Source organism: Streptomyces sp. NPDC006385, assembly GCF_040612485.1.
GTDB lineage: Bacteria > Actinomycetota > Actinomycetes > Streptomycetales > Streptomycetaceae > Streptomyces.
The window spans coordinates 24,609-41,518 of sequence record NZ_JBEXQG010000033.1; the positions used below are offsets into that span (position 1 = coordinate 24,609).

Annotated in this window: 15 protein-coding genes and 1 pseudogene; 11 read left to right on the forward strand and 5 right to left on the reverse strand. The window is 65.3% G+C overall.

Annotation, left to right across the window (positions count from 1 at the left end; genetic code table 11):
• The first annotated feature begins 222 nt into the window (after positions 1-222).
• The 11 genes and pseudogenes from eccB to ABZ078_RS24155 all read left to right on the forward strand — a co-directional run bounded on the left by eccB (position 223) and on the right by ABZ078_RS24155 (position 12,859).
• On the forward strand, positions 223-1,797 hold the full coding sequence (eccB, locus tag ABZ078_RS24105) for a type VII secretion protein EccB (RefSeq protein WP_356578276.1): 1,575 nt from the start codon (positions 223-225) through the stop codon (positions 1,795-1,797).
• Positions 1,798-2,075: 278 nt separating this feature from the next.
• Positions 2,076-2,387, forward strand: coding sequence for a WXG100 family type VII secretion target (locus ABZ078_RS24110; RefSeq protein ID WP_356578278.1), 312 nt, complete (start codon positions 2,076-2,078; stop codon positions 2,385-2,387).
• A 121-nt stretch (positions 2,388-2,508) separates the two neighbouring features.
• Complete coding sequence (locus ABZ078_RS24115; protein WP_356578280.1) at positions 2,509-2,799, forward strand: WXG100 family type VII secretion target; 291 nt, start codon at positions 2,509-2,511, stop codon at positions 2,797-2,799.
• A gap of 186 nt (positions 2,800-2,985) precedes the next feature.
• The gene (gene mycP / locus ABZ078_RS24120) at positions 2,986-4,419 is read left to right on the forward strand and encodes a type VII secretion-associated serine protease mycosin (protein ID WP_356578281.1); all 1,434 of its coding nucleotides are present in this window, start codon (positions 2,986-2,988) and stop codon (positions 4,417-4,419) included.
• A gap of 55 nt (positions 4,420-4,474) precedes the next feature.
• Positions 4,475-4,825 carry a hypothetical protein gene (locus ABZ078_RS24125; protein ID WP_356578283.1) on the forward strand — a complete coding sequence of 117 codons (351 nt, stop codon included), beginning with the start codon at positions 4,475-4,477 and terminating at the stop codon, positions 4,823-4,825.
• Between the two features lie 36 nt (positions 4,826-4,861).
• On the forward strand, positions 4,862-6,316 hold the full coding sequence (locus tag ABZ078_RS24130) for a hypothetical protein (protein WP_356578284.1): 1,455 nt from the start codon (positions 4,862-4,864) through the stop codon (positions 6,314-6,316).
• Positions 6,317-6,407: 91 nt separating this feature from the next.
• Complete coding sequence (gene mycP / locus ABZ078_RS24135) at positions 6,408-7,718, forward strand: type VII secretion-associated serine protease mycosin (protein WP_356578286.1); 1,311 nt, start codon at positions 6,408-6,410, stop codon at positions 7,716-7,718.
• Between the two features lie 630 nt (positions 7,719-8,348).
• On the forward strand, positions 8,349-8,945 hold the full coding sequence (locus ABZ078_RS24140) for a hypothetical protein (RefSeq protein WP_356578288.1): 597 nt from the start codon (positions 8,349-8,351) through the stop codon (positions 8,943-8,945).
• 741 nt (positions 8,946-9,686) lie between these two features.
• Complete coding sequence (locus ABZ078_RS24145; RefSeq protein ID WP_356578290.1) at positions 9,687-9,926, forward strand: hypothetical protein; 240 nt, start codon at positions 9,687-9,689, stop codon at positions 9,924-9,926.
• A gap of 308 nt (positions 9,927-10,234) precedes the next feature.
• Positions 10,235-11,353, forward strand: coding sequence for a S8 family serine peptidase (locus ABZ078_RS24150; RefSeq protein WP_356578374.1), 1,119 nt, complete (start codon positions 10,235-10,237; stop codon positions 11,351-11,353).
• Positions 11,354-11,738: 385 nt separating this feature from the next.
• Positions 11,739-12,859 (forward strand): annotated as a pseudogene (locus ABZ078_RS24155) (IS630 family transposase).
• Positions 12,860-12,872: 13 nt separating this feature from the next.
• Here the strand turns inward: ABZ078_RS24155 and ABZ078_RS24160 are convergent.
• From ABZ078_RS24160 to ABZ078_RS24180, 5 genes are all read right to left on the reverse strand, one after another.
• Positions 12,873-13,460, reverse strand: a complete 588-nt coding sequence (locus ABZ078_RS24160; protein ID WP_356578292.1) for a GNAT family N-acetyltransferase — start codon at positions 13,458-13,460, stop codon at positions 12,873-12,875.
• Positions 13,461-13,571: 111 nt separating this feature from the next.
• Positions 13,572-14,180, reverse strand: coding sequence for a hypothetical protein (locus tag ABZ078_RS24165; RefSeq protein WP_356578293.1), 609 nt, complete (start codon positions 14,178-14,180; stop codon positions 13,572-13,574).
• Between the two features lie 65 nt (positions 14,181-14,245).
• Positions 14,246-14,773, reverse strand: coding sequence for a hypothetical protein (locus ABZ078_RS24170; protein ID WP_356578295.1), 528 nt, complete (start codon positions 14,771-14,773; stop codon positions 14,246-14,248).
• 2 nt (positions 14,774-14,775) lie between these two features.
• Positions 14,776-16,185 (reverse strand): putative T7SS-secreted protein, encoded by a 1,410-nt coding sequence (locus ABZ078_RS24175; RefSeq protein WP_356578297.1) that lies wholly within the window; start codon positions 16,183-16,185, stop codon positions 14,776-14,778.
• Positions 16,182-16,484, reverse strand: coding sequence for a hypothetical protein (locus tag ABZ078_RS24180; RefSeq protein ID WP_356578299.1), 303 nt, complete (start codon positions 16,482-16,484; stop codon positions 16,182-16,184). Before ABZ078_RS24180 ends, ABZ078_RS24175 begins: the two co-directional genes overlap by 4 nt.
• Positions 16,485-16,910 lie beyond the last annotated feature (426 nt).

Below are 16,910 nucleotides of genomic sequence, written 5' to 3' on the forward strand. Positions count from 1 at the left end.
AAGCTCTGTGAAGATGCGGGGTCGGCCGCACACCTGATGAATCATCGTCGCGCGGTGCAGGGCATAGTAGGTGCCTGCGCGGCCGAAGCGGGCCTGGGAATCGGGCCTTTCGAGCACGATCGATCGAGTCGTGACAAACGCGATCGAGTACCGCCGAACATTGCCGAACACCGCCGAGTACCGCAACACGATCGAGCATCACAAACGGGAGAAACGGGGACCATGGCAAAGCAGCGTCGGGATGAGCTCGCCGCCTACACCTTCGCTCGCAAGCGCACCGTCGCGGCGTTCCTGGCACCGTCGCCGGGCGGCTCGGAGGAAGGTGCGCCGCGTCCCATCCGCACGGTGATGCCCAGCCTCGCCGTCGGCGTGGTGCTGGTGATCGGCTTCATCGCGTGGGGCGTGATCAAGCCCACGGCGCCCAAGGGCTGGGACACCCCGGGTGAGCACATCATCGTCGACAGCGACTCCACGACGCGGTACGTGGTCCTCGACCCCGACCCCAAGGACGGCAAGGTGGAGAAGGTGCTCCACCCGGTCCTCAACTACGCCTCCGCCAAGCTGCTGCTCGACAAGGGCAAGGGCGGCGTCCTCGAGGTCCCCGGCAAGGAGATCGACAAGAGCGGCATCCGGCACGGCGCGACGATCGGCATCCCCTACGCCCCCGACCGGCTGCCCTCCAAACAGGACGCGGAGGAGCCCAAGACGTGGGCGGTGTGCGAGCGCCCGGCCCCGGGCAAGGAGGGCGCCATCGACCGCGCCGTCTTCGTCTTCGACGCCGCCGACGCCAAGTCGCTCGAGAACTCGGGGAAGGTCAGCAACCTCGAGGCCCTGTACGTCAAGGACACCGAGACCGGGCGGGAATACCTGGTGGACGGCAAGGGGAACCGCTTCCTGCTGGGTGGCAAGGCCGGCCTCGACGGCACCTCCATGGAGCAGCTGCGCACCGCCGTCATCGGCAGCAGCGCCACGGCCCGTCCGCTGCCGGTGAGCCAGGAGTGGCTGAACACCCTCAACGAGGGCACCGACATCACCTTCCCCACCGTCCCGGACGCCGGTGAACCGACCTCCGTCCAGGGGCTGCCCGGGGTGAGCACGGTGGGGCAGGTGCTCAGGGCGCGGGACGCCCAGAACGACCAGTTCTACGTCGTGCTCAAGGACAAGGTCGCCGTCATCTCGCCCTTCGTCGCCAACCTGCTGGTCGCCCGCGGCGGGGTCAACCCCATCAAGGCCGACACCCCGAAGATCGCGGCCGCCAACGGCGGTTCGGCGGACCAGTTCTACGCGGACACCGGCTGGCCCGTGACCGTCCCCCGGCAGGCCAACTCCACGGACACGTCGACCGGCACGGCCCGCACCACCTCGTGCAGCGTCTACAAGGGCGCCTTCGGTGCGGACAAGAAGCCGCAGCTCGCCGCCTGGGCCGGGACGAACTACCCCAAGAAGGTCATCACCGACTCGCTGAGCGCCTACGTCTCGTCCGGCTCGGGCCTGCTGTTCCAGGAGGTCACCGGCGCGGCCGCGGGTGGCGGTGCGCAGTACCTGCTGACGGACACCGGTCTGCGGTACTCGCTGCCGAAGAGCAACGACAGTGAGGCGCAGCAGGGCGCCGGCGGCTCGTCCTCGTCGCAGGGCGGGTCGTCGCAGGGCGAGGCCAGCGAGACGGACAAGGCGCGGACCCGGCTGGGTTACGAGGACATCGCCAACCCCTCGATCGTGCCGCAGACGTGGGCGACGTTCATCCCGAAGGGCCCCACGCTGGACACCGGCAGCGCGGCCCAGCCGCAGAGCCAGTGACACAGGCCCGAGCCAGGCGCTGACCGCGCCTGGAGCTGCCCACCGGTGACCGGGTCCGAGTGCGTCAACGGACCGGTGGGTAGCCACACTTGGGAGCAGGACGGTGCACGGGTCACAGGATGATCGCCCAAGTGTGTGAGCCGTGTAACTGATTGGCCCGGCCTGTGGTTGAGTGACAGGCTGACGATAGAGTGTTTGCAGCGCTAGAGGCGCGCGAAGCTTCTCCGGGCACCGGCACAGGTTTCCCGGATCAACGACGACATGGGGGAAGGTTCATCATGGCCGGCCAGTTCCGGGTAACAGAGGACGAACTCGCCAAGCTCTCCGGCGACATCAGCACCGTCAACGGCCAGCTTCAGGGCGAGATCCGCCGCCTCAACGGAGTGATCGACCAGATCGCCGGCGGCTGGAAGGGCCAGGCGGCGCAGTCGTACCGCCAGCTCCAGGACCGCTGGAACGCGGACGCGAAGAGGATGAGTGACATCCTCAACGACATCAAGGAAGCCGTGGACTCCACGCGGAGCAACTACTCCGCGTCCGAAGAGCAGCAGAACGCCGAGATCAGCAAGATCATGTCCGACTTCGGCTGATCGGACCGTCCGGTCCTGAAGCGCTTGGCTCCACCCGAAGCCTTTCAGTCCTTCGGGCCCTTCCGGTCCTTCCAGTTCTTCCTGGTTCCACCGACTTCCTTCGATTTCTTCCTGAAAGGGAATGACGATGTCGATCCTCGTCAATTACGCAACGATCACCAACGCGTCCACGGACGTGAAGTCGACCGCCGGTCGCATCAAGCAGCAGCTGGACGACCTCGAGGCCGCGGTCAAGCGCGTCGCCAACTCCTGGGAAGGTGAGGCACAGGAGGGTTACCAGCGCAAGCAGCGCGAGTGGGACCAGACCGCCGCCGACCTGCACGCCACCCTCCTGAAGATCTCCACGGCACTGCAGAACGCCGCCGAGAACTACCAGGCCACGGAGAAGAGCAACGCCCAGACCTGGGGCTGAGCCCGTCGGCGACCCGAGGGGCATGAGATGAAGAGAATCGGCCCAGCCGACGCGATGACGTCCGCTGGGCCGACCTCTGCTTCGGGGTCGTCCACAGGTTCTGCGGAACCGTACGAGGCTCCTGCGGGGGCGCACACAGCAAATCCCGCAAACATTCACACGCGTCGCCACACCGGTGACACATACATGACCCAGCTTCGTAGGAAGCACGACGGCAAGGAAGCCCTGGGGGGCCTGAACATGAGAGGCCTGAACGTGGCGGGCCGTACAGCCCGCTCGCGTAGCCGCAACGGTGGAACCCGCGCACTGCAGCGGGCCTTTGGCGTGCTCGCGGTGACCGGGATCTGCCTCGTGTCGGCGCCGCCCGCGTCAGCGGCCTCGGCGGTATCGGCGGATGCGGCGGTACCCACCCGCCTCGCGGACTCGGGCGCCCTTGCTTCGGGCGGCGGCTCCGGCCATACGGACTTCGGCCTGTCGAACAGCACGGAGTGCGACTTCGGCGGTGACGTCATCAAGTCCACGCCCTGGTCGCTCCAGCGGATCCTCTTGGACCAGCTGTGGGAACAGGCGACGGGTGAGGGCGTCACGGTCGCGGTGATCGACACGGGTGTCGACAGCAGCAATCCCCAACTGACCGCCGCCGTGGCCGGCGGGAAGACCTATGTCGACGGTCCCGCCACAGAGGACATCGAGGGCCACGGCACGCGGGTCGCCGGCATCATCGCGGCCCGCCCGCTCCCGGGCACGGGCTTCGTGGGCATCGCACCGAAGGCCAAGATCCTCTCCTACCGCTACACGGGCGGCGAGGAGAAGCAGGGCGACTCCGGCACGATGTCCGCCGCGATCCGGGACGCGGTCGCCAAGGGCGCGGACGTCATCAACATCTCGTCGGACACCGCGAACAAGAAGGACAACGGCCCACTGCGGAGGACCGTGGCCGAAGCCGTGAGGCAGGGCGCCCTGATCATCGCCGCCGCCGGAAACGACGGCGCCGACGGCAACACCGGGAAGACGTACCCCGCCTCGTACGACGGCGTCCTGGCGGTGGCGGCCTCCGACCGTAACGACGAACGCGCCTTCTTCTCCCAGTCCGGCGACTTCGTGGACGTCGCGGCACCGGGCGTCGGCATGGTCTCCACGGTCCCGGAGAGCGGCCAGTGCACGGCGGACGGCACGAGCTTCGCGGCGCCGTACGTCGCGGGCGTCGCGGCGTTGCTGAAGGACAAGTACCCGGAGTGGAACGCGGCTCAGATCGCCACGCGCATCGAGGAAACGGCGCAGCGGCCGGGACGGAAACCCAACCAGTTCATCGGGTGGGGTGTCGTCGACCCGGTCGCCGCACTGTCGGACGACTCCACGCCGGGCACTTCCCCGAAGCCGGATCCGGCGGTTGCGCCGGGCTCGGGTGACGTCGTGCCGATGGCCGTGACCATGGGGGAGAGCGAGGCGGAGCGGGAGCGCCGGGTGGCCATTTATGTGCTGGGCACGGGGCTTGCGTTGGCGCTTGTGGTTGCGGGGAGTGGGGTGGCTGTGCGGGACTGGCGTAGTCGGCGGGTTGGCCAGTCCGGAGCCACTGGGCGAGCGGGACGGCCCTCTGGGTATTACAGGACTGGGCGATGACTTGGGCACCGACGGGTGCTGACGACTTGGACAACAGGGGAGAGGACAACGGGGTATGAGCAACGGGATGCGGGTTGATCTGAGCGCGCTGGATGAGGTCATCCGGAAGCTCTGGACGTTGCTGGACGATATGGATAAGGCCGGGCAGACGTCTCGGTACAACACGGAGATTACGATGGGCGCGTTCGGGAACAATTGTATGTTCCTGGAGGCGGGTGACCTCTTCAGCGCGCACAAGGACGCGAAGAACGACCTTGAGACTGCGATCAAGGGGCTGCACGACCTGATCGACAGGTTCGGCAAGAGCACCTCCAAGGTGAAAGACAAGTACACCGAGCAGGAGTACGCGAACAAGAACCAAATGGGTGGTGGCACAGGGGGCTCGAGCGGCGAGTTCGCAAAGTAGTCCGATCGAGAATCACCTGTTAAGGAGGGAGTTCAAGTGGCCGGAGAAAAGGACCAGCCCAAGCCCGTGATCGAAAATGACGTCTGCGTTGCGGACCCGGGGCGGCCTCAGACCAAAACTCAATTCATTAACTACTCGCTCAAAGAGCTCAAGCAGATGCTTGACGGGACCAACCCAGGCTTGATCGAGGAAACGGGCCGAAACTGGGGAAAGGTCAACGAAATTCTTTCTGGTGGCGAGGGAGGGGGTATTGCCGGCCTGCTTGATAAGTCGGTCGACAATGTCCTGGAACACTGGGAAGGGGAAGCGGCCCAAGCCTTCGAGAGGGAGGCGCGCAAGATTGCGCGCAGCATTCGAAATGCGGCTTGGCACGCGGACCTCAACAGCTCGCAGATGGCCGATGCTGCCTCGCAGTTGCGCCGGTTCAAGGCACAACTGGACGAGATCGAAGAGCCCAGCGGTTGGGCGAAGCTTGGCGATGCACTCAGCGACTGGAAATGGGACAACGGCGAAGCAGTAGCCAGCGATCTCCAGGACCGCAAGCTGACCGCTAAGGAAGTAGCGGAAATCAACGAGGGAAAGATCGGTGCGAGCCGCGAAGCCCAGCTCAATGGCGTTGCAGTCATGGAGAACCTGGGCGCTCAGTACATGCGTATCTCGGGGAACCTGCAGAGGAATCGCCTAAGGGACCCTGGAGACGGGCACGTCGGGGAACCGAACCGTGACGTGGACTATCCGCCGCCAGTCACCCCTGGTGGCGTCGGCGCTTCTCGACCAGGCGCCTCGGGGGGCACTCCCAAGCCGTGGAGCGCCGGCGCGACCACCAGCGTCAAGCCGGCGCCGAACGTGCCACGTGACCAAGGCATCACGGGCGGCACACAGCTCCCAACCACCAAGACGAAAGTGGACAGCATCGCTCCGGGGCTGTCCGGTACCGGCCCGGGCCTCAACACTGGTCCGGGCGGCCCAGGCCCCGGTGGGGGCGGCGGGACGGGCGGGCCCCAGGGCCCCGGTATCGTGCCCGCCGGTGGAGGCGCCGGCGCCGGTCGTGGCACGGCCGGACGCGGCGGCATCGGTGTTGCAGGCGGTCGTGGTGGTATGACCGGAGGCGGCGCGGCAGCAGGTCGAGGTGCCGGAGGCCGTGCAGGTATGGGAGGCATGGGAGGCGCCGGAGCAGCCGGAGCCGGCGGCCGAGGCGCTGCCGGAGCCGGCGGCCGAGGAGCACTGGCAAGGTCCCGTGGGGGGGTGGTCGGCGCAGCTAAGGGGATCACCGGCAAGGGCGCAGGTGGCGGTGCAGGGTTGCACGGCAGCCGCGGCGGCACGCAACGTGGGGCTATGGGAGGCGGAATGGCCGGCGGCCTGGGTGGCCGCAATGGCCGACGGTCCGAAGAGGAAAATCGGAGCGATCGTCCCGACTACCTGGTCGAGGACGAAGAGACCTGGATCTCGGAAGAAGACCGCAACCGGAACGTTCCGCGGACCATCGAGTAGGCACACAAGGCGAGCCGCACGCTCTAGACGCGTGCGGCTCTCCCGTGTGAGGACTGGCGACCCCAGTCGTAGTTGAGTGAGGAGCAAGGAAATGAGTTTCAAGCGAGTCTGGTCTACGACGGGAGTCGTGGCGCTGACGGGAGCTTTGCTCCTCACTACAGCACCAACCGCATCGGCTGACTACATCAGAGATCGTCAATGGGCGTTGACTGCATTCGCAGCGAAGGATGTCTGGGCCGAATCCGAAGGGCAGGGAGTGACTGTTGCGGTGGTCGACTCCGGAGTAGATGCCAGTCACCCTGATCTAAGTGGCCAGGTGCTCGAGGGGAAGGACTTCACCGGCGGCGGTGACGCCCAAAAGGACATCGTCGGTCACGGAACCAAGATGGCGAGCCTTATTGCCGGGCATGGGCATGGCGCGGGAAATGCGTCCGGTGTGACAGGCCTGGCGCCGAAAGCCAAAATCCTGCCTCTGCGAACTCTTCAGACGCGGGATGACAGGAACCTGGATGAGACTTGGGGCGCTGCCGTTCGATATGCAGTGGACCAAGGGGCTAAGGTCATCAATCTCTCATTCGGTAGCGATGGCGGCAGCAAGACTACAAGCGCTGGTCGTGAAGCAATTGCGTATGCTCAAGCGCACGATGTTGTCGTTGTCGCAGCTTCAGGGAATGAAGGGTCTGTGGCTGTAAGTGAACCAGCGGCACTGCCCGGGGTTGTATCTGTTGGTGCGGTGGACGAGAATGCCAACCTTTGGGCTGATTCGAACACTGGCAAGGGGCTGACACTCACGGCGCCTGGCGTGGAAATCGTTGGCGCAAACAAGACGATGTCCAACGGGTACGGAGTGTCCAGTGGTACCTCGGAGGCCACAGCCTTTGTCTCCGCCGCCGCCGCCCTCGTCCGATCCAAGTACCCCGACCTCACCGCAGGCCAAGTAATCAACCGCCTGATCAAGACAGCCACCTTCGCCCACCACAAGGGATTGAAGGCGCCCGATGAAGAATATGGCTACGGAATTGTGCGCCCCTACTCGGCGCTAACGATGGACATCCCCGCCGGCCCCAAGAAGAACCCTCTTGGTCAGCTCTCGTCGTCCACCTCGACTTCCAGTGAGGCGGCCAAGGGGACGGACAAGTCGACCCAGGCCAAGAAGAAGAAGTCCTCTTCCGGTAACCTCCTCATTCTTGCTGGCGGTGTCGTAGCCGTCGTGGTCATCGGAGCCATCGCCTTCGCGGTCCTACGCAGCCGCCGCAACGGAGGCAACGGCGGCCCCGGCCCAGGCAGTGGAGGCTCCCAGCACCCCCCGTACCCGTCCGCCGGGCAGCCGTACGCCCCTCCGGGGCAAACCCCACAGCACCCCGGTCCCTACAGTCAGCAGCCCCCGTACCAGGGCCGATAGGGATACGACGACTTCGCCGCTGCCGGTGAAATGGCCTCGCAGACCGAGCGGCATTTCACCGGCATGTTGCCTGCTCCTCGTCATAGCGACCAGTCCCTGACCGTGTTTCCGACGTCACAAGATTCAATCAGTGCGCACGGGGAGCTCCGCTGCTTCGACAGTCTGGCCGCCGTTGCAATACCCGATATCAGCTTGCGGCGAGTCAGTTCCGAGAACGAGAAGGGACTTTCCTTAAAATGGGCGCAATCGTCCTAATCGTCGGCATCATCTTTATTGCTGCCGTGATCGCCGCCGTCGTGGTATTCGCCGTGACTCGCAGCCGTCGCAATTCCAGCGCCGGTCCGGTCTACTCTGGCCCGGCACCTCATGCCCACCCCGGGTATCCCACTCAGCAGCCCGTCTACCCGCCTGCCCAACCCCAATATCCCGCGCCTCCGCAGCAGGGACACCCCACTCCTCCCGGGCAGCCGCCGCAGTACCCCAATCCATACACTCAGCAGCCTCCCCAGCATGGTCAGTAGCCTGGGTCTGGTGTGATCAGTACTCGACGAGCCCTGATCCGCAGCGTCTCGATGAGCGTACGGACGTGACTCCTTCGAGCGCGGCAAGGTCAGTTAGAGACGACTTCGGATGAGTAGAACGAAGCAGGCGGACTTCGTCCGTAATACGGTCGAGCGGGCCAAGGCGTTGGTGCCGACAGGTGAGGTGCTGCGTGCTGATCACGGGGTCAGTTTGGCCGTACGGGCACCGTCGCCCGGCAATTTTCGCCGGCCGCGTGTACTGCGATCCGAGCGCCGTGCGCTTGGTGGCTGGTTGTTGATCCCGGTGTACTGGCTCTTGAGACTGTTTACGGCCACCTCCTGGAACCCGGTCGAGTGGTTGGTCGAAGCGTTCACGGAGCGTGAGAAGAAGAGGCCGGGCAAGCCGTTCTGCGGCGGCTGGAACAGCATGGCCGGTCATCTGGCCCGCGGCCTGGTGCCGAGGACGAAGAACCCGGCAAACCCGGCAACCGTAGTGACGCAGGTGACCGACCGCTGCCTGCAGATTGTGTGCGTCTCCCGCGTGCGTTCCTTCACCGGCGACCCCGGTCCGGTCGAAGCGGGGCTGCACACGCCAACTTCACGGCGGAGCAACTCTTTGCAATCAGCACGGACCTCGACGCCGCCAAGGCAAAGATGGCAGACATTCACGAACCGTCCAAGCTGGAGAGCGCGGGCGACAAAATGAATGACAATGCCAATCGCGATGACTCCCAGGCCCACAAGGATCTGGCTGCCGGCGTGAGCGCTGGCAACGTTGCCGAGGCCAACGAGAAGAACTTGTCGCTGGGGATGGAGCGTCGCCTGCAGGCCATGGCGCTGATGGAGCAGTTGGCGGCCAACTACAGGGTCTATGGGAAGAACCTTAAGAGTGGCGGGGGCTATGACGATGAGCGAGGCGTCACGCCGCCGAGCGCCGACGTGACGATGCCTCCTCCAATCGCAATGCCGAGCGCTTCGGCGGGAGGTCCGGGTGCAGCTAGCGCGGGCAATAAGCCTTGGAGCGCAGGTTCCACTAGCAGCATCAAGCCGGCTCCTGCAGTGCCCCGCGATGTTGGCATCACTGGGAGTTCCCAGCTCCCCACCGCCAAGACAAAGGTGGACAGTATCTCCCCAGGCCTGACAGGGACCGGCCCCAACACGGGTTCTGTCGGCGTCAGCGGCGGTGGCGGCGGTCTCGGCACCGGCGGAGCTCAGAGTTCAGGCGTCGTGGGTGGCGGAATGCAAGGTCTCGGGGCGGCGCTGCCGCACGGGGCGGGATCGGAGCCGCAGGCGGTCGTGGTGGTCTGGCCGGTGGCGGTGCGGCAGCAGGACGTGGTGCCGGAGGCCGAGCTGGCATGGGCGGCATGGGTGGCGCCGGAGCAGGTGCGGTCGGTCGGGGGGTGCTGGTGCTGGCGGTCGTGGAGCCCTCGCGAAGTCCCGTGGCGGCGTGGTCGGTGCGGCCAAGGGGGTCACTGGCAAGGGCGCCGGTGGGGGCCTGCACGGCAGCCGCGGGGGAACACAGCGCGGCGCCGTGGCGGGCGGGGCTGGCGGCATGGGGGGCCGCAACGGCCGACGGGCCGAGGACGAGAACAGCCGGGGAGACCGTCCTGACTACCTGGTCGAGGACGAAGAGACCTGGGTCTCGGAGGACGACCGCAACCGGAACGTGCCGCGGACCATCGAATAGGCAGCGAAGCGGATCGGAGGGATTTTCCGGACCGCTATGAGGGCAGGCGAGACCAGTCTTAGTTGAGTGAGGAGCGAGGAATTGGGTGTCAAGCGATTCTGGTCTACGACGGGAGTCGTGGCCTTGACAGGAGCCTTGCTCCTCACCTCGGCGCCCGCTGCCTCAGCGGATTATATCCGTGACAAGCAGTGGGTAGTAAACGCCATCGACTTTGAGAAGGTATGGGCAGAGTCACGGGGTGACGGCGTGACAGTTGCCGTTGTGATAGTGGGGTCGACGGTAGCCATGCCGATCTGACCGGGCAGGTACTGAAGGGAAAGGATTTTACTGGAGGCGGTGATGCCCACAATGACACTGATGGGCATGGCACAGGCATGGCAAGTATTATTGCTGGCCATGGACATGGAGTAAATAATTCTGCGGGCGTGATGGGCTTGGCGCCAAAGGCTAAGATTTTGCCGATTAAGGCCGGAAACTCCGAGGTAGAGGACAACTGGCCATCCGGGGTTCGCCACGCAGTGGATCAGGGTGCAGATGTCATCAACCTGTCATTCACTGCCTCTCAAGCTTATCCCGGCTCTGAGGGAGCTAAAGCAATCGCGTATGCACAACAGCATGATGTTGTTGTGGTCGCGGGCACTGGAAATGACGGGTATCGCGAGGTGTCCTACCCGGCGAGGCTACCGGGGGTGGTTGCCGTCGGTGCAGTTGACGAGTCCCTGAGGATCTGGGACGGGTCCAACTACGGTGAAGGCCTAACGCTGGTTGCCCCAGGGACGAAGATCGTCAGAGCAGACACGAGCCAATCCAACGGCTACGCAGAAGCCGATGGCACCTCAGACGCAACTGCCTACGTCTCCGCGACCACAGCACTCATCCGCGCCAAGTACCCCGATCTCACCGCAGGCCAGGTCATCAACCGCTTGATCAAATCAGCGTATCTCCCGGACGGCGTCAAGAAGGCACCTGACGAGGAGTACGGCTATGGCGTCATCCGCCCGTACGCGTCACTGACGAGGGACATCCCCAAGGGCCCCAAGCAGGGCCCCCTCGCCCAGTCCTCGCCGTCCACCTCCACCTCCACGAATTCCGGCGCAGCCTCCGACGACGACAGCACGAGCCTGGCCAAGAAAAAGAAGAAGTCCTCCTCGGGCAGCATCCTCCTAATCGCTGGCATCGCTGCCGCCGTGGTCGTCCTCGGCATCGCAGTCGCGGTAATCCGCAGCCGCCGCAACAGCGGTAACGGCGGCCCCGGCTCCGGCGGCGGAACCTCTCCTGCCGGCACGGGCTACCCGCCTCAGCCCCCGACGGGCTACCAGCAGTACCTCAACACGGCTCCCAACCAGGGCTACCCCATGCCTCCGGGACAGTCCCCGCAGCAGCAGCCCAACCTCTACGCCCAACAGCCCCCTCACCAAGGGCAGTAGGGATAGCTCCTTTCGGCGTAGCTGTGACACCCGAACTGCCGGATCTGAATTCCTCATCCGCTGTTGATGAGATTACGTCGCGCACACAGTAAATGGCTGACGACGGAACCTCGTATTACGAACCCGGAGCGGGAAGGAGCTTGGCCCGCAAGTTTGAGTTGCAAGCATACGATCTGCGGGACTACCTCAAAAAGTTCGAGGAGAAGACAGGGGAAGAAGCGATCACCGACGGCTTCGGTGTCCTGACGGAATCGGAGGAGGTTACGTCCGCATACATCGCCTACTCCGCAGACGTTGCTAGTGCTGTGACCGGGAAGGTTCGCCGGGTTGGTGGCTGGGGCGGTTGGATGGGTGGTCACGTTCGTTTCGATCGCTGGAGATGCGAGTGGCCGAGCCTGTTCGTGTACGCCGACTCACCGACCAGGAAGGACAGAAGCTGCAGCAGATCGTGCGCCGGGGCAGTACCAGCTCGGTGCGCTACCGGCGCGAGCTGATGCTGCTGGCCTCGGCCGGCGGGAACCGCGTCCCGGTGATCACCCAGATGGTCCAGGCCGACGAGGACACGGTGCGGGAGGTGATCCACCGGTTCAACAAGATCGGCCTGGCCTCCCTGGACCCTGTGTGGGCGGGAGGCCGTCCCCGTCTGCTGAGCAATGACGACGAGGGCTTCATGATCCAGACGGCCACCACACGCCCGGCCAAGCTCGGCCAGCCCTTCACACGCTGGTCGATCCGCAAACTCGCCGCCTACCTGCGGAAAGTACACGGACGCATGATCCGGATCGGCCGGGAAGCGTTACGGTGCCTGCTCCGGCGCCGCGGGATCACCTTCCAGCGCAGAAGACCTGGAAAGAGTCGCCCGATCCTGAACGCGACGCCAAGCTCGACCGCATTGAGCACGTGCTGGAGTACTTCCCGGACCGGGTCTTCGCCTTCGACGAGTTTGGGCCCTTGGGCATCCGGCCGACCGGCGGTTCCTGCTGGGCCGAACAGTGCAAGCCCAACCGCCTGCCGGCCACCTACCACCGCACCCACGGTGTGACCTACTTCCGTGATTGCTACTCCGTCGGTGACGACCGCCTGTGGGGCGTCAACCGCCGCCGCAAAGGCACCGCCAACACCTTGGCCGCGCTGAAGTCGATCCGCGCCGCCCGCCCGGATGGCGCCCCGATCTACATCATTCTGGACAACCTCTCCGCACACACCGGCGCGGACATTCGCCGCTGGGCGAAGAAGAACAAGGTCGAGCTGTGCTTCACCCCGACCTACGCCTCATGGACCAACCCGATCGAGGCCCACTTTGGCCCGCTGCGGCAGTCCACCCTGGCCAACTCCCACCACCGCAGCCACCCTGCGCAGACCCGGGCCCTGCACGCCTACCTGCGCTGGCGCAACGTCAACGCCCGCCACCCCGACATACTCGCCGCCCAACGCAAGGAACGCGCCCGCATCCGAAGCGAGAAGGGAATCCGCTGGGGCGGACGCTCGCTTCAGGCCGTGGCTTGACTACCCGGAATAGTCAGATGTCGCCCTGGACCAGGGCGAGCAAATGCTGGTCGTGCCACCCGTCTTCATGCAGCAGGGCGCTGCGCATCGTGCCTTCGACGGAGAAGCCAGCCTTGGTCGCTACTCGGCACGATGCCGGGTTGGCCATCGAGTGGCACAGTTGGAGCCGGTGCAGTCCTAGGTCGTCAAACGCCCACTGTGTGAGGCGTTTCGTGGCCTCGACCATGACGCCGCGGCCGCGTCCTGCGGGCAGGACCCAGTAGAGGATTTCGGCGCTGCCACCAGCGAGATCGATGTCACCCAAGCCGATCAAGCCCACGGCTTGGCCGCCGTCGGGGTGGGCGATGGCCCATATCGCGCTCTGCTCGTTCTGCCAGCGCTCGTGCATGCGCTCGATACGCTTGCCTGCTTCCGCAGGCGACGTCACGACCAGTAGGTTCCACTGGCGAATTGCCGGATCCTGGCCAGCAGTTACCAAGGTGTCGGCGTCGCTGGCGCGCCAGGGGCGCAGTTCCAGACCGCTGGGGAGGGCGAGCACGGGTTGTTCCTGCTTGGCCATGTGGCCTGCGGGGACGACGGGCGGTATGGCTGAGGTGATCATCGCGGCATCGTGCCACAGCCCGACATCGGACAGAACTCGATATCCGGTACCGATCACCAACCCGGCGAACGGATGCGGTCAGAGCACTAGATCGGCTGCCGGGGCCGACTGTTACCCGAAGTCGGCCCTGACCTGCTCGGCCCCGGTACCCCTCGTCTCATCCATGCTGTCAGGCCCGGAGCGGGACTTGCTTCCGCTGGAGACCGTCAGGTCGTGGGCGGACTTGGACAACAGCGATACGTAGAAGGGGAGGTCGGGCAAGGACGGGGTAGTAAGGCTCAGGACAAGCAGCTGTCCCATCCGAGGCAGGGGAAGGTAGACGTCGGCCCGGGCGAGGGGCAGGGACGGTGCCGTGCCATCCTGTGGGTCAGGCTGCCATTCCAACCCGCACAGCACGAGGACGCCGGGCCCCACCGGAACGCGGACCTGCTCGACCGTGTTGTTGGGGTTCAGGGACAGCGTCTCGAAGAGGCCGCGCGCCGAGAGCTCCGCGTCAGGCTCGTCCAGCGGGTCGAGGCGGGCAAGCAACGATGCCGTGGTCATACGGCCGTCGGGCGTCTCATCGAGGCAGAAGCCCGCATAGAAGGACTTCTCAGCGAGGACAAGCTCGGCCATTTCACGGTAGGTGTGAAACGTGACCTCGCGCTGAAAGTCAGTGCCGTGCGGCCAGACGTCCTCGGCGATGGACCAGAGTTGCTGTTGGCGCTCCTCGTCATCCAACTCGAGTCCCAGTGAGTGAAACCCACCGGGTATCTCCAAGTGCAGTTCGTTACCAGGGGCGGACATCAAAGAGTCTTCCTGTGGGTTGGCCGCAGACTCACACCGCGACGCAGATCCGTAGGCGCGTCCAGGGCGAGGTGGTGCTTGTGTGCAAGGCGGGTCAGAACACTGATGGGAGTCCCCCGGAATTCACGAGGGTGCAGCGCGACGCCCTTCAGGCGTCCGCCGTCAGGCATGGGCTCCAAGGTGACGAAGTGGTAGATCGTCGTGCGCCAACCGAACTGCTGTCGCTTGATCTCCCCGCCGAGCCGGGCGAACTCCCGGTCCAAGGAAGCCTCGTGCTTGCTTGGGTTGCGAGAGAGGCGGAGCGCCAGCTTGCCAGGTGAGATGAACCGAGCGGGAGCGTTGAGGAGCCGCATCAGGTCGTCCTCATGGCCGTCTCCAAAGATGACCATGAGCGTCCAGACGAGTTTGGCAACGAATTCCACCGGAATGAGGACCCACTGCAGCACGAACCACAGCAGAAGTCCCAGCCTGGAAGGGAACGGAAGGACCGGGTCGGTGACCGAATCGGAGTGCGGCGTGACTGCCATGGCTATCCTCCCGTCACGCTGTCGTAAATGCCGCTAACAGCGCCCGGCACCTGCATCGCGAGCTGGGGCCCCTTCGACCACCAGGACGTCGGGTCCAGGGTGCCGTCGGCACGTATCGCGGCTTGGAGGGAGTCAAGGTTTCTGAGCCCTGGAGTGTTGGCGACAATGGTGTTCAGTCCGGTCTCACCGATCGAGGCACCCATGTTCTTGGCCACCGAATTCTCCCAGGCGAGCTTCACCTTGTTCGCGGCGCCTTCAGCTTTGAAGACCTGGCCCTCAGCCTCGCTGAGGATTCGGTTACCCGCTCGGCCGAAGTCCTCCGCCGTGGCGACTCCGTCATCCACGAGCTTGCCCAGCCGAGCGGCCCTTGCCGCGCCGTCGACCGATGTCACCAGCTCTCCCGCCTTCTCCGCGCGCACCACGACCTTCGCTGTGCCGGTGATAGCCGTCTTGGCGAAACCCAAGCCTGGAACGGTGCCGAGGGCGTCGCCCGCCAGGTCCATCAGCCCGATGTCGGCTCCACCGATCTTGGCCGCACCATGGGCCAGGAGCGCCCCCGCCGAAAGGCCCGCACTCGCCAGCGCGAGTGCCCCGGACAGAGGTGGGCACCAAAGGGTCAGCAGCGCCAGGATGCCGAGGACAGCGGAGATGTTACTCAGCCAGTCACCGATCGTCTTCAGCAGGTCCTTGTGCCGGGCGCACCACTCCTGGATGGCGTGCCCGAGCTTCTGGAACTGGTCCCCCAGGCGCTCCCAAAACCCAGGGTCGGGTGCCTTCTCGGTCGCCTTGCGCAGGTGACTCGCGACCGCGCGGGCCTCGGTCTGGTGCTCCTCGAGCAGCCGCTCGGCCTGCTTGACGATCTCCTCGAGTTCGCGCTCGGCCTGGTCGAGCCGCGCTGAGGCTGCTGACAGCTCGCCGTCAGCCTGCTGGAGCCGGGCGCTCGCAGCGTCGATCTTCGCCTGGGCGTCCTGCAGAGCGGGGCCGGTGAAGTACTGGCCGCTGAGGCGGAACGCGGGGTCGGACGCGGCCTGGTTGTAGCGGGTCGTCGCGGCGTCCTTGGCCTTTTCCGCGGAGCCGACCTGACCCTTGGCTGCCTTGGCCTGGGCCTCGTACGTACGGCCTGTGTTCTGGTAGTGGGTCAGTGCATCGCGCCACTTGGACAGCTCCGATGACGCTGTGCGCATCGCCTCCTGGCTGTCCTTCAGATAGCGGGGCAGTTCCCCGACCTTCTTCGAAAACGCCGAGGCAGCGTCTCCAGCCCAAGTGACATTCCCCGTGAGGCGCTTGATGCTGTTCTGCGCGTTGTCGAGCGCGGCTGCTGCCCTCTGGGTCCGGATGGCGAGTGAGTCCACATTGCCGGGGTTGCCCGGTGCAGGGTCGAAGCCGAGCGAAGGATACGAGCCGCTGCTCACTGGGTGCCGCCCTTGCCGGCGAAGCCGTCGCGAAGTGCTGTCTCGACGTCGCGGTAGGTGTCGCGGGTCTTCTTCAGGCCGTCCTCGATGGCCTGTGTGCCCTCGGCGATTTTCGTGATCGCGTCGTCCCAGCTGTCGTGGAACTCGTCGCAGGCGTTGTCGAGTTCCTTGCTGCCCGTGGTCTTCGGGCCGGTGTCACGCAGTGCGTTCAGCGCCGCGCGCATCTCGTCCTGACTCCGGTGGAGTTCCCTGACCAACGTGTCCAGCTCGGCTATGTCTACCTTGAAGCCCGCTCCCATGGCGCCGGCATCCCCCTGTCTCTCGCATGGCGCAGTGATCTCGCTTCGCACATGCTATCCAGCAGGTGTATCGCGGCTGTTGGGGGCTCCTCGTTCGCAGAACCCTCACAGGCCTTCTATGAGGGGGGAAGCAGCGTTCACGTTGTTGAGAAAGCACAGCGCGGGACCGTGACGCTGAGCATTTCCATGAAAGGGGGTTGCGGGGCCGCGGAGGTTTGCAGTGCTCTCAGCGGACTTGGAACGTCGGACGTATCTGCAGGGGCAGCGTACGAGACCGTTGGCAAGCTCGCCGACGCCCCGTCCAGCAAGGGCCGGGGGCAGCACTCTTGGGTGTCGTCGGCTGCCGTATCCTCGCCGAGCACGACGCGGCCGAGCTGATGGCCTGATCATTGCTCCAGCTAAGAGGGCGGCCGCTCCCGTCAGAAG